Consider the following 13,436-nt stretch of genomic DNA (forward strand, 5'->3'; position numbering starts at 1 on the left):
TCTTTCGGAAACTAGAAAGCGGTTGTTTCTGAGGATGAACAATCGGGTTGGAAACCGCCCGGAAAGGAAAAGCCCCCCAATCAGAATTGAGGGGCTTCGTACCTGACAATCGGCGGTATTTATTTCTTTTTTACGGCGGTTTTCTTGGCCGCAGCGGGACGCGTTGCCGGTGCTTTTGTAACCTTCTTCGCTTTGGGTTTTTCCTCGCCACCCGTATCGCCCGCCAGTTTCAGGCAGTCTTCCAGCGTCAGGGTGGCCGGTTCTACGTCCTTCGGAATTTTGACGTTTCGTTTTCCAATGGAAATGTAGGGGCCATACATACCGTTGACGACTTTCACCGCCGGATTTTCCGGAAACTCCTTGATGTATTTATTGCTCTCCGTCAAGCGTTTGGCCTGAATCAGTTCAATGGCGCGTTCCAGCGTCAAACCCGCGGGCGATTCGCCTTTCGGAAGTGAAATGTATTTGTCGTCGTGTTTGACGTACGGGCCAAAACGGCCTTTTCCGGTAGAAATGAGCTTGCCTTCAAACTCCCCGATGGATTCGCTGATGTTTTCCAACCGCTTTTGCTGAATCAGTTCGACGGTGCGTTCGGCGGTAATCGTGTAGGGATCGTCATCTTTCGAAAGCGAGACATACTTATCGTCGTGTTTGACATACGGGCCAAACTTGCCAATGCCGATCACCATCGGTTTGTCTTCAAAAAAGCCGACTTCGCGGGGCAGCGAGAACAGATCGAGGGCATCTTCGAGTGAGATGGTTTCGATTAACTGATCTTTTTTGAGGTTGGCAAACTGCGGTTTGTCCTCGTCAGTGGCTTCCCCAATCTGGACGTACGCGCCGTATTTTCCCAATCGGGCCGACACTTTTTTGCCCGATTCCGGGTGAATTCCCAAATCCCGGCTACCCGGTTTCGACCCCGTCAGGGCGGCACCCTGTACGGTTTCAACGTTTCGGTGGAAGTCGCCGTAGAAATTCTGAATCATGTCCTGCCAACCCATTTTGCCGTTGGCAATCTCATCAAATTCCTTCTCGACGTTGGCCGTAAACTTATAATCGACAATCCCTTCAAAATATTCGACCAGAAAATCGTTCACCACCAGCCCCATGTTGGTTGGGAAGAGCTTGGCTTTTTCGGAACCGTAATTTTCCTTGCCGGTTTTTTCCTCTATTTCGCCCTTTTTCAGAATCAATTCCTTGAAATCGCGCTCTTTGCCGGGCCGGTCTTCCTTGATGACGTACTGACGTTTGACGATGGTCGAAATCGTCGGCGCGTAGGTCGACGGACGGCCGATGCCCATTTCTTCCAGTTTTTTCACCAGACTCGCTTCCGTATACCGGGGAGCGGGGCGGCTGAATCGCTGGGTGGCTTTCATCTGATCCAGGTTCAACACCTGGCCGATGGAGAGCGGAGGCAACATGCCTTTGCTTTCTTCGTCTTCGTCGTCGGTCGATTCCAGATACACTTTCAGAAAACCGTCAAACTTGATCACTTCACCTTGTGCAATCAATTCTTCCGGCGTGGTCGAAATGCCGATGGTCGCTGTTGTCCGTTCCAGTTGCGCGTCCGCCATCTGGGAGGCAATGGAGCGTTTCCAGATCAGGTCATACAAGCGTTGTTCGTTGCGGTCACCGCCGGCGGTTTTAACCGAAAAATCGGTTGGTCGGATGGCTTCGTGGGCTTCCTGCGCCGATTCGGATTTGGTTTTGTATTGGCGGGTATGAACGTACTTCTCCCCAAAATCGGTCGTAATCGCCTGTTTCGCCTTGTCGATGGCTTCCTGCGACAGACTGATCGAGTCCGTCCGCATGTAAGAAATTTTCCCGCTTTCGTAGAGTTTCTGCGCCAGGGTCATGGTCTGCAAAACCGAAAACGACAATTTGCGGGAGGCTTCCTGTTGCAGGGTCGAGGTGGTAAAGGGCGGTGCGGGCGATTTCTTAGCGGGTTTGGTTTCCAGATTTTTGATCGTGAAAATGGCTGCCCGGCATTTGTCCAGAAAAGCGCGCGCTTCGTCGAGCGTGCCGAAATTTTTGGGCAACTCGGCGTTCAGAATCTTGCCGTTGTCGACGATGAACTGGGCCGTTACCTTGTAGCTGGATTTGGTGCTGTGGCCGTCGATTTCACGTTCACGTTCCACAATGAGCCGAACCGCAACCGATTGCACCCGACCCGCCGACAAGGCCATCGAACTGCCCGATTTGATCTTTTTCCACAAAACCGGTGACAACTCAAACCCCACCAGCCGGTCGAGAATGCGCCGGGCCTGCTGGGCATTGACTAAATCAATATCGATCAGACGGGGTGAATCAATGGCGTTCTGAATTGCTTTTTTGGTAATCTCATGAAAAACAATCCGTTTGGTATCGTCTTTCAGACCCAATGCTTCTTTCAAATGCCAGGAGATGGCTTCTCCTTCGCGATCGTCGTCCGTTGCGAGCCAGATGACTTCAGATTCCTTTACCAGTTTCTTTAATTCACTGATAACCTGACGTTTATCGGGAGAGACTTCATAGATCGGACGAAAGCCATTCTGGATGTCAATCGCCATATCATCTTTTGGCAAATCCCGAACATGACCATAGCTCGATTTCACCACGAAATCTTTACCCAGATACCCTTCAATGGTCCTCGCCTTCGCGGGTGATTCCACGATAACCAGGTTTTTTGACATATAGATTCAGGTTGAATGTTAAAACTGCACCGACAATCGGTCCCCACGTCTCGTGCCAAATATAGAAGCAAAAGACGTAATACTTACAAATCTACAGGCGGGAAAGGTGGCCGGGCGGGTGATTGCTGCGTTTTTATAACGATTTTAGGGGGCTAAACGTTCAGGAAAACTAGGTAAAAATGATCAGGTTGAACCGCCCGATTGGGCCTTAAAACCACGTATAGACAATCGCATTGCCGATTTAACCCGCTCGTAGTAACAACGTTGAAGCCCCTGAGTTCGCCGGATGTTGACGCCTTTTAGAAAAGAAATAAATTTATTTGTGAATTGAACCCCTAAAATGCCTAATGTTGAATGATGAAACGATCCGCCATGACCACTTCGGCGGACGATCTTACAGTTTTAATAGCTTCAATTTCTTAAAATGATACTTCTGATTCTGTGGGCGTTTCTGGCGTCCGGCTGTTTTGCATATGGTTTATTTTTCTACAGCGTATTGACTCGATGGCGGTTGATCGATGATTCGGAACCGGTCAAAGGGAGTGATCTGGTGTTGGTCGGCCTGTGTCTGCTCGTTATGTTTGTGCAACTGGCCTCCATTTTTTTGCCCGCTAATCACTATCTGGCGCTGGGTTGGCTGGCCGGGGCGGTTTTGATGGCCGCCGGGTCTCCGGCATCGGTGTCGGCTTATTTCCGTCGATTTACCCGGCAGCAGAAACAGATTCCGCTTTTCTGGCTGTTTGTGGTGGTCGTGCTGCTCTATTCAGCCCTCGAACCCGCCAACATCGACAGTGGTATGTATCATTTGCCTTCCATGCGCTGGTACGAACGGTTTCGGGTCATTCCCGGTCTGGGCAATCTACACGGACGGCTGGCGTTCAATTCCAGTTTTCTGGTTACGTCTGCGGCCTTTGGATTTACGGACTGGGCGGGTCAGACGCTGTTTCCGCTCAACGGGTTCCTGTATCTCGTCGTCTGCTGGCGGCTCTTGAGTCAGATTCGATCGGCCACGCCCGTCCGGTTTTTAGCGGTTGTTATTTTGAGCCTACTTCTTTTTTACCAGATCCGGCAGGTTTTTTCGCCGACGCCTGATGTCTGGGGTGCGCTGCTGCCCATCACCATCTTCCTGATCTGGCTTGAACTTCGACCGGTTTTTTCCATTCGGCACGTCCTGCTCTTCATGTTGGTTTGTGTTTGCATCACCGTCAAACTCGCGACGATTCCCATTGCGCTGGGTCTGGTGCCGCTGGCCTGGGCGGTCAGAAAACAGCTTACCGTCCGTCATTTCGTGTGGCTGGGCGGATTGGGCCTGTTGACGGTTTTGCCCTGGATGGTTCGGACAACGATTCTGTCGGGCTATCTGCTGTATCCATTTCCGGCGTTGGACCTGTTTTCATTTGACTGGGAAATTCCAGTTGAACGGGTGCGTTTTGAAAAGGATTTTGTCGAATTCTGGGCCAAATTCCGGATTATCGAACCGTATTATGATGCTTCGCTCCTAAAAACACCGGCGTCGGAATGGATTCCGGCCTGGTGGCAATACAAGGACTATTATTTCCTGAACAAGCCAATCTGGCTGCTGGCCGTCGTGTCGCCTTTTCTGGCCTTGAGCCATTTTTTCAATCCGGCGCGCCAAACCCGGTTTCAACCACTGGTACTTCCGTATGGAGCCGCTTTGGCCGGTTTTTTGTTCTGGTTTCTGTCCGCTCCGGAATTCCGGTTTGGGTATGCCTTCGTCTGGATGACCGCTTTTTTGCCCATCTTACCGTTCTTTCCGGCTAAAACCAACTACTGGAACATCATGCCCTGGACCAACGCCCTGGTGGTGGGGCTGATCGGCATTTTGTTGGGGTATTATGGCTACGTTATTCTCTGGAAAGAACGATTTCCACTGCAAACCTACGCATTGTTGCCCAAACCGCTGACGTATCGCAGCCACGGGACGGCGACCGAATTGTTCACCCGCCATCGTACCCAAAGCGGTCTGGTGGTGCTGATTCCGGTCAATACCCCCACCGTGCAGAGTTGTTACGAACTGGGGGAGCCCTGCTCTCCCTATTTTTATCCGGATCTGGAATTGCGGGGCCAAACCGTCGCGGATGGGTTTCGGAGTACGCTCGTCAATCGAAATAAAAATTTGTAACCGTTTTGTTAATAAAGTAAATAAAAGCTGTTAAAATAGGGGATAAACTCACTTTCCCCTATGCTTTTATCGATTATCATTCCCGCTTACAACGAGGAAAAAACCATCGGGTTCGTTTTGAAACGAGTGGCCGAAGTCGGCCTTCCTGGTCAGTTGAGTCGGGAAATTATCGTCGTAGACGACGGTTCTACGGATCAAACTGAACCAATTGTCCGGCGGTTTAACGAGGATCATGCCGACACGACTGTACGCTACATCAAACAGCCTGTCAATCAGGGAAAAGGCGAGGCTCTGCGGGTAGGGATTCAATGCGCTCACGGGAATTTTATCATCATTCAGGACGCCGATTTGGAATATGATCCCGAAGAATATGGCCATTTGCTGCAACCGTTGCTGGCGGGTCGGGCGGATGTGGTGTACGGGTCCCGTTTCATGGGCGGGCGGCCACACCGGGTGTTGTATTTCTGGCATACCGTGGGAAACCGGTTTCTGACGCTGCTCTCGAACATGCTCACTGATTTGAACCTGACCGACATGGAAACCTGTTTTAAAGTGTTTCGCAGCGAAATCATCAAATCGATCGATCTGAACGAAAAACGGTTTGGCTTCGAACCGGAAGTAACCGCTAAGATTGCCCGCATACCGGGCATCCGGATCTACGAAGTCGGCGTCTCCTATTATGGCCGGACATATCTGGAAGGAAAGAAAATCGGCTGGCGTGATGGGTTTCGGGCCATTTTCTGCATTTTGAAATACAATTTGCTGGACTGGAAACCCCGCTCGCAAACCGACCTCACGATGGACACCCCGAATGCCATGTCGAGTAGTAATTGACGCCACCGGCCTTGTTTCTACAAATAGGTTTGAAAAAGGGAACAGAATAGCGATAACGTTTACAAATTATCGGGAAAATTCCATCCTGTTTTATTTTAGAATGAAAATCACCTAATTTTGACACGCTCATCGGGAAACTCATTTTCCGGTAGCCGGTGTTGTTTATTTAGATACATTTTACTATTCACTGCTAATTCCTCCTGTCTATGGCTTTTGATTTTGACATGATTCAGCGCGTATACGACGGTTTCGGCGAACGTGTCGAAGCAGCCCGGCAAGTGGTGGGCCATCCGCTCACGCTGTCGGAAAAAATATTGTACGCCCACCTTAGCAACGGAATCGCCCAAAAGGCGTTCAATCGGGGCAAAGATTACGTTGATTTTGCCCCCGATCGCGTGGCAATGCAGGATGCAACGGCCCAGATGGCATTGTTGCAGTTTATGCAGGCCGGCCGTTCCAAAGTGGCTGTACCGTCAACCGTTCACTGCGATCACCTGATCCAGGCTGAAGTGGGGGCTGTGCAGGATCTGGAAAATGCCAACAATAAAAACCGGGAGGTATACGCCTTCCTGGCGTCAGTGTCCGACAAATACGGGATCGGTTTCTGGAAACCGGGTGCCGGGATTATTCACCAGGTCGTGATCGAAAACTACGCGTTTCCGGGTGGTTTGATGATCGGGACGGATTCGCACACGCCGAACGCCGGCGGGTTAGGCATGATCGCCATTGGAGTCGGTGGTGCTGATGCCTGTGACGTGATGGCCGGTTTGCCCTGGGAGCTGAAAATGCCAAAACTGATCGGTATCAAACTGGTTGGTAAATTGTCGGGCTGGGCTTCGGCGAAAGACATTATCCTGCGCGTAGCCGGTATTCTGACCGTTAAAGGTGGAACAGGCTGCATCGTGGAATATTTTGGGGAAGGCGCGGATAGTCTGTCGGCTACCGGAAAAGGCACCATTTGTAACATGGGTGCTGAAATCGGAGCAACGACGTCGATCTTTGCCTACGACGAAAAAATGGGCGATTACCTCCGGGCAACCGACCGCGCCGATGTGGCCGATGCGGCTCATGCCGTTCGTCAGCACCTGCGTTCGGACGACGAAGTATACGCCGATCCGGCTTCTTACTACGACCAGGTGATCGAGATCAACCTGTCGGAACTCGAACCCCACGTCAACGGTCCCTACACGCCGGATCTGGCCTGGCCGCTGTCCAAATTTGCGCAGGCTGTGAAAGAAAACGGCTGGCCTGAAAAACTGGATGTCGGTCTGATCGGTTCCTGCACCAACTCGTCGTACGAAGATTTGACCCGCGCGGCATCCATTGCCCGTCAGGCCATTTCCAAGAATCTGAAAACGCATTCGGAATATACCGTAACGCCGGGCTCGGAACTGGTTCGGTTTACGACCCAGCGCGACGGTTTACTAACGACCTTCGAGCAAATTGGCGGTGTTGTGCTGGCCAATGCCTGCGGACCCTGTATTGGGCAGTGGGCGCGTCACATCGATGATCCGAAACGTCAAAACTCCATTATTACGTCGTTCAACCGGAACTTCGCCAAGCGGAACGACGGTCTGGCCACCACCCACGCCTTTGTGGCGTCACCCGAACTGGTGACGGCGATGGCGATTGCCGGTAGTCTGACGTTCAACCCAATGACGGACAGCCTGATTAGCGAAACCGGCGAATCGGTGATGCTGGACGAACCACAGGGAATCGAATTGCCTGTCAACGGTTTTGCCGTGGATGACGCCGGTTATCAGGCTCCGGCCGAAGATGGCAGCGGCATTCAGATTGCCGTTAGCCCGACTTCGGACCGTCTGCAACTGCTTGAATCGTTCAAAGCCTGGGAAGGAACCGACCTGACGGGCCTGAAACTATTGATCAAGGCGAAAGGCAAGTGTACGACCGACCACATTTCAATGGCGGGTCCGTGGTTGAAATACCGGGGTCACCTCGACAACATTTCGAACAACATGCTGATCGGTGCGGTCAATTTCTACAACGAAAAGACCAATACCGTCAAAAACCAGTTGTCGGGTGAATTTGGCGAAGTGCCTGCTGTGCAGCGGGCTTACAAAGCGGCCGGCATTGGTTCGATTGTGGTGGGTGACGAAAACTACGGCGAAGGCTCATCACGTGAGCACGCGGCCATGGAACCCCGGTTTTTGGGTGTTCGGGCCATTCTGGTGAAATCATTCGCCCGGATTCACGAAACGAACCTGAAAAAACAGGGCATGTTGGCCTTGACGTTTGCCAATCCTGACGACTACGAAGACATTCGTGAAGACGACACGATTGACATTCTGGGTCTGACTGAGTTCAGCCCGAACGGTCAGTTGACAATCCGGTTGAACCATACCGACGGAACGAGCGAAGAATTCCAGGTCAATCATACCTACAACGAAACGCAGATCGAGTGGTTCAAAGCCGGTTCGGCCCTGAACCTGATCAAGCAGAAGCAAAACGCGTAAGTTATTGCGATAAGTGTTTGAAAGCCCTCATTTTGAGGGCTTTCTGCGTTTAAAAGGTTATTTCACAGGGTTTATCAGAGAACATCAGAGTTACACAGAGAAAAAATAACTCTGATGTTCTCTGATAAACCCTGTGAAATAACTCTATACTCCATACACACTTCATCCGTCCTTTATACCGTTTCATCGAAAAAAGAGTTGATTCGTTGGTAAGTTTGCCGGTATCTTAACGCACAAGCCCAGCGTATCCTATGACCTATGAATTCTGGCAACCCATGTTTGTCGGCATGGTAATTTCGATCCTGCTGATCAATGTCGTCCAGTGGGTTACTTACCGGGAGCGGATTTACGGGTTATACACGCTTTACATGTTGACCTGGCTGACCTATTTCGCCATCCGGTTCGATGGCTTCCAGGAAGCGGTTTCTCTTTCCAACAACGATTGGTATTTCATCCGGGGCTGTGCGCCCATGATCGCGTATTTCATTTATTTTGGCTTCACCGACGCGTTTATCGGACTGCGGAAACGCCTGCCGGATTTGTTCCGGATCTTCCAGTATACCCAGCTTTGTATTGCCCTTTACGTGATTCTACAGTTTACCGTCTGTTATCTGCGGGAAGACTGGTACCCCATGGTTTATGACACCGCCCACACAGCCATTCGCCTGGGAATGATCGGATTGGCCGTATACGGGATCTACAGGATTTTGCAATTGAAAGATACCGTCGCGCGGTATTTCATCATCGGCTCGGCCTGTCTGATGGTGGGAGCGGTGACTTCCATGATTTTGACCCATCTGGACACCTATGCCGGACCCAATTCGCCATTCTGGACGGCACCATTGACGGCGATCCAGATTGGCATCATCCTCGAACTGGTTTTTTTTTCGCTGGGACTGGGCTACCGACAGCGAAAAGCCGCCATCCGAACGGCGGTTCTGGAACAGAAAATAGAACGGCAGCAGGAAAAACACGAGCGGAAACAACTCGAAACCGAACTGTCGGTTCAGCAACTCCGGCAGGAAATGTCCGAAGTCCAGATGCGGGCGTTGCAGTCGCAACTGAATCCGCATTTTCTGTTCAATTCGCTCAATTCGCTGTCGTCGCTGATTGCCGATGAACCCGTGAAAGCCGAGCAGTTTGTGGATGAAATGGCCAGTGTCTACCGCTATATTCTGCAAACCAACGACGTTGAATTGACGACGCTGAAACGGGAGTTGCAATTTATTCATTCCTATTTTCATCTGCTCCAAACCCGGTATGCTCGGGGCATTTCCCTCCAAATCGAGGTGGATGACGCCTTTCTGACTTCACGGCTTCCTCCGTTGACGCTGCAATTGCTGGTGGAAAACGCCGTTAAACACAACATCGTGTCCAGCGAGCTTCCGTTGAAAATCCACATTTTCTCGACCGATTCGGCTCTGCTGACCGTTCGGAACAATCTGCAAAAAAAATCAGTCGATCGGGTCAAATCGACCCAGAAGGGTTTGCTCAATATCCTGACAAAATACAAAATGCTGGGCCAACCAACGCCCACGGTCGAAGAAACCGATCGCGAATTTGTTGTCACCCTGCCCTTAATTCCCTAGTAGGGCCGGTTCAGCGGGGGCTTTTTCCGTTTCAGTGAAGTTGACATGGGTTTGGTGGGTTTCATAGGGCAAATTTGCGCTACAGGTAACACATACGTCCAGGCGAAAGTCTTATAAAGAACCACATCATGAAAAATACGAATCGGTTTACCATCGTCGGTGGTGGGATTGCGGGCCTGACCACTACCATTGCCCTGCGAAAAATCGGGATTCGGGCGACGCTGTTTGAAGCTGCACCGGCCATTAAACCGCTGGGGGCAGGGCTCGTACTGGCCGCTAACGCCATCAAGGCATACCAAAAACTGGGCATTGCGGAGGCCATTCTGCCCGCTGGCCGGGTTATCGACACGTTTGTCATTCGGGACCAGCAAGGCCGGGCGATAACCCGTACCGACAGCCGGGCTGTCAGCCAAAGGTACGGAACCGATAATTTTACAATCCATCGGGCTACGCTGCACCGGGTTTTGCTGGATCAACTGATTGGTAATTCGATTACTCTGGGCAAACGGGCCATTTCCATCGATCAGAGCAACGACGGTGTCATCATGCGGTTTGACGATGGAACCATACACCAGACCGATTACCTCCTGGTGGCCGACGGCATTCATTCGGCGATTCGGCAACAGATTTTGCCCGACTCAAAACCCCGGTATGCAGGCTACACCTGCTGGCGGGCGGTGGTGGACGGTACCGGCCTGGATTTAACTGAAGCGACCGAAACCTGGGGCAGCCAGGGTCGGGTGGGCATTGTGCCGCTTGCCAACAACCAGATTTACTGGTTTGCAACGACCAACGCACCCGCGAACGACGGACAGATGCGAACCATTCGGGTCAATGACCTGATGACCCGGTTTGCGGACTATCACGCGCCCATTCCGGAAGTTATTTCCCGAACCACAGATGGCGGCCTACTCTGGAATGATATCATCGACCTGAAACCCCTGCCCCGGTATGCTTTCGGCAATGTGCTGTTGTTGGGTGATGCCGCGCACGCTACGACGCCTAACATGGGACAGGGAGCTTGCCAGGCCATTGAAGACGGGGTGGTTCTGGCCGACGAACTGGACCGGGGCGGTTCGGTTTCCGACGCTTTCAAACGGTTTGAACAACGGCGGCTGAAGCGGACGCATTCGATTGTAGAGAAATCCCGGCGCATTGGCCAGGTAGCCCAGATGCAGCATCCCTGGCTGGCGGCCGTGCGCAATGGCTTATTTCGGATGTTACCGGATTCCCTGAGCGAACGACAGTTGGAAACCTTGTATAAAGTGGATTTTTAAGTATATTTCTGCCCCAACTCATTCTCTATGCATCGGGTTCTGTTCAATATCGAACGCATCGTTCGGCCGTCCAGCGAAGAAAAAACCGCCTTTGAGCAAATCATTCAGTACCGCGTGCTGGCAAAAGATGAGCTGTATGTGCGGGAGGGAGACATGTGCAACACCATCGGCTTCATCGAAAAAGGATGCGGGCGGTTATTTTACGAAATCGACGGCTGGGAAGTGTCAAAAGAGTTTTTATTTGAAAATTCGCTCCTGGGTTCGTTCGTCGGGTTTTTTACCCAGAAACCGTCCCATGTCAATGTGGCGACGGTGGAAGAAACGCACCTGCTCGAAATGCAATACGACGACGTCATGGCGCTTTGCCGAACCTATCCGACCTGGCAACGCTTCGCTACCTTGCTGCTGCAGGACCAGTTGATGCGGGTCGAAAAACGGGAGTCTTCGCTGCTGAAAGAGGCCCCGGAAGACCGGTATCGCCGGTTGCTGGAAGAACACCCGAAAGTATTGAATCGCATTCCGCCGGAATTCGTCGCCAGTTATCTGGGAATTACCCCCGAAACGCTGGGCCGCTACCGGTCGGGTATCGGGGTTTGAAGTATATTTGTGGTTGATTGTGGTGACATCAAATCGTACGGATGAGTTCCGACACTTAAGGTACACGATGCCGTGAATGAAATAAGCAGAATAGAAAACGAAGAAGGGGACATTTACGCCATTTTGCGGTATGAACCCACGAAGAATTACCTTCTGATGAAGTGGATCGGCTTTTGTACCGATGAGGAACTGATGCGGGCGACGCTCAAAATGCTGGATTGGCAGCAAGCCGAGGGGCAGCAGCGGGCATGTCGGTTTCATGTGCATGACACGAAGGAATTTGACGTGGCCTGGGCCGGAACCGTCGACTGGATTGTGAATGATTACTTTCCGAGGGCTTATGCCGCCGGAGTGCGCTACAACATCAGCATTGTGTCGCCGGATTTGTTTTCGAAACTGTCGTCAGAAGCCCTGTTTGAGAAAAGCAACCCGGTGCTTCCCACGAAATTATGCGAAACGCTTTCGGAGGCCGAACGTTTCATTGCCGGGCAAAATCCCAACTCCTAAACCGCCTTTCATGATTACCGTTCGTCATTCCGAATTGATTCGATTGCCGTTAACGGAGGTCTATGGATTGCTGGGCTGTTATGAATACGATATGCTATGGCGCAGTAATTTGTTCGCCATGCAGCAGGACGCGCCCGGCTTGGCCCGCTCGGGCATGAAACTCCGGCAGGAAGTCCGGCTGTTTGATCAGGAAATGACGATTCTGGCCGAAGTGACGGCAGCCGCACCGAACCGGCGGACGGCCCACGAGAGTGTCGATAGTCCGGTTGACCTCTGGGAGCAGCGGTTGTTTGAGCGGGTAGACAAAGAAACCCGGGTGACGTATGAGCTGAGCCTGGAACTCAGAGGTTGGCAGCGGTTGATGGCCCCTTTGTTGATTCACCAGTTGCAGCGGCAGTTTCGGAACGATCTGATCCGGGCCAAACAATTGCTTGAAGAAACCCCAAATCCGCTGATCGAGCTGCCGAAACGGCTTTTGTAGCGACGGTTTTTATTTTCCCATCCACTTCTTAAACTCCGTGGCACGCTCGCGGCTCACCAGCACCTCCTCTTCAGGAGCCGGTTTTAAGGTTAGTTTCAGTTTGTTGTTGAAGTACGGATGGATCTGCTGCACGCAGTTGATGTCGACGATGAATTGCCGGTTGGCGCGAAAAAACTGCAAAGGATCGAGCATCGCTTCGAGTTCATCAAGCGTGTAGTCTACCGAAAATTTCTGATTCGTTCGGGTCCGGAACAGACTGACGCCTTCTTCCGAGTAAAAATAGGCGATGTCGGCCACCTCGATGGGCATCCACTGCGAGAGGTGTTTGACCAGAAACCGTTTGCGGTATTCGGCAGGCTGAATCTGCTGGCGGAGTTGCTGCACTAGGGCATCGATGGCCATGCGGCCGCCGGTTTCGGGTTCGGCGGGGTTGCGCAGTTTGCGGTGTTTTTCCAGACTCGCTTCCAGTTCGTGCCGTTTGATGGGTTTCAGCAAATAATCGATGCTGTTGACCTTGAACGCCCGCAAGGCGTATTCGTCGTAGGAAGTCGTAAAAATAACCGGCGATTCGACCGGCGTCTGCTCAAAGATTTCAAAGCTTTGTCCGTCAGCCAGTTCGATGTCCATCAAAATTAGATCCGGCGTCGCGTTGTTTTGCAGCCATTGGACGGATGCGCGCACGCTTGCGGCCGTTCCAACAATCCGGATGGAATGATCGACGTCCTGCAGCAGTTTGGTCAACTTACGGACAGCCAGTTCTTCGTCTTCAATTACCAGTACATCCATACGAATCGGTCGTTATTTTTTCGGGGAGGTGGGTTAAGGTGTTACGGTTCAAATCGTACCTACAAATAGCAGATTC

At 51.8% G+C, this 13,436-nt stretch carries 10 protein-coding genes; 8 read left to right on the top strand and 2 right to left on the bottom strand.

Annotated elements, in window-relative coordinates:
- Positions 1-119: 119 nt before the first annotated feature.
- Positions 120-2,672, bottom strand: coding sequence for a type I DNA topoisomerase (topA, locus tag ACS5NO_RS13345; protein ID WP_439415605.1), 2,553 nt, complete (start codon positions 2,670-2,672; stop codon positions 120-122).
- A gap of 424 nt (positions 2,673-3,096) precedes the next feature.
- On the opposite strand from topA, the gene ACS5NO_RS13350 reads away from it, so the two are divergent.
- The 8 genes from ACS5NO_RS13350 to ACS5NO_RS13385 all read left to right on the top strand — a co-directional run bounded on the left by ACS5NO_RS13350 (position 3,097) and on the right by ACS5NO_RS13385 (position 12,574).
- Positions 3,097-4,815 carry an LIC_10190 family membrane protein gene (locus tag ACS5NO_RS13350; protein WP_439415606.1) on the top strand — a complete coding sequence of 573 codons (1,719 nt, stop codon included), beginning with the start codon at positions 3,097-3,099 and terminating at the stop codon, positions 4,813-4,815.
- A 60-nt stretch (positions 4,816-4,875) separates the two neighbouring features.
- Positions 4,876-5,649 (top strand): glycosyltransferase family 2 protein, encoded by a 774-nt coding sequence (locus tag ACS5NO_RS13355; protein WP_439415607.1) that lies wholly within the window; start codon positions 4,876-4,878, stop codon positions 5,647-5,649.
- 206 nt (positions 5,650-5,855) lie between these two features.
- Entirely contained in the window at positions 5,856-8,123 is a 2,268-nt protein-coding gene (locus tag ACS5NO_RS13360; RefSeq protein WP_439415608.1) for an aconitate hydratase, read from the top strand.
- 251 nt (positions 8,124-8,374) lie between these two features.
- Complete coding sequence (locus ACS5NO_RS13365) at positions 8,375-9,712, top strand: sensor histidine kinase (RefSeq protein WP_439415609.1); 1,338 nt, start codon at positions 8,375-8,377, stop codon at positions 9,710-9,712.
- 128 nt (positions 9,713-9,840) lie between these two features.
- Positions 9,841-10,989, top strand: coding sequence for an FAD-dependent monooxygenase (locus ACS5NO_RS13370; protein ID WP_439415610.1), 1,149 nt, complete (start codon positions 9,841-9,843; stop codon positions 10,987-10,989).
- A gap of 27 nt (positions 10,990-11,016) precedes the next feature.
- Positions 11,017-11,586, top strand: coding sequence for a Crp/Fnr family transcriptional regulator (locus ACS5NO_RS13375; RefSeq protein WP_439415611.1), 570 nt, complete (start codon positions 11,017-11,019; stop codon positions 11,584-11,586).
- 72 nt (positions 11,587-11,658) lie between these two features.
- Entirely contained in the window at positions 11,659-12,093 is a 435-nt protein-coding gene (locus ACS5NO_RS13380; RefSeq protein ID WP_439415612.1) for a hypothetical protein, read from the top strand.
- A gap of 10 nt (positions 12,094-12,103) precedes the next feature.
- Positions 12,104-12,574: an SRPBCC family protein gene (locus ACS5NO_RS13385; RefSeq protein WP_439415613.1), complete on the top strand. Its 471-nt coding sequence runs from the start codon at positions 12,104-12,106 to the stop codon at positions 12,572-12,574.
- Positions 12,575-12,583: 9 nt separating this feature from the next.
- On the opposite strand, the gene ACS5NO_RS13390 is transcribed toward ACS5NO_RS13385, so the two are convergent.
- The gene (locus tag ACS5NO_RS13390; protein ID WP_150874841.1) at positions 12,584-13,360 is read right to left on the bottom strand and encodes a LytR/AlgR family response regulator transcription factor; all 777 of its coding nucleotides are present in this window, start codon (positions 13,358-13,360) and stop codon (positions 12,584-12,586) included.
- Between the last annotated feature and the right edge of the window lie 76 nt (positions 13,361-13,436).

It is taken from the genome of Larkinella fluvii, from assembly GCF_051857545.1.
Lineage (GTDB): Bacteria > Bacteroidota > Bacteroidia > Cytophagales > Spirosomataceae > Larkinella.

What these genes read in the sequence shown, in the direction of transcription:
- ACS5NO_RS13390 (WP_150874841.1), bottom strand. Translation starts at nt 13,360, where the DNA reads ATGGATGTACTGGTAATTGAAGACGAAGAACTGGCTGTCCGTAAGTTG.
- ACS5NO_RS13370 (WP_439415610.1), top strand. Translation starts at nt 9,841, where the DNA reads ATGAAAAATACGAATCGGTTTACCATCGTCGGTGGTGGGATTGCGGGC.
- topA (WP_439415605.1), bottom strand. Translation starts at nt 2,672, where the DNA reads ATGTCAAAAAACCTGGTTATCGTGGAATCACCCGCGAAGGCGAGGACC.
- ACS5NO_RS13365 (WP_439415609.1), top strand. Translation starts at nt 8,375, where the DNA reads ATGACCTATGAATTCTGGCAACCCATGTTTGTCGGCATGGTAATTTCG.
- ACS5NO_RS13355 (WP_439415607.1), top strand. Translation starts at nt 4,876, where the DNA reads ATGCTTTTATCGATTATCATTCCCGCTTACAACGAGGAAAAAACCATC.
- ACS5NO_RS13360 (WP_439415608.1), top strand. Translation starts at nt 5,856, where the DNA reads ATGGCTTTTGATTTTGACATGATTCAGCGCGTATACGACGGTTTCGGC.
- ACS5NO_RS13375 (WP_439415611.1), top strand. Translation starts at nt 11,017, where the DNA reads ATGCATCGGGTTCTGTTCAATATCGAACGCATCGTTCGGCCGTCCAGC.
- ACS5NO_RS13385 (WP_439415613.1), top strand. Translation starts at nt 12,104, where the DNA reads ATGATTACCGTTCGTCATTCCGAATTGATTCGATTGCCGTTAACGGAG.
- ACS5NO_RS13350 (WP_439415606.1), top strand. Translation starts at nt 3,097, where the DNA reads ATGATACTTCTGATTCTGTGGGCGTTTCTGGCGTCCGGCTGTTTTGCA.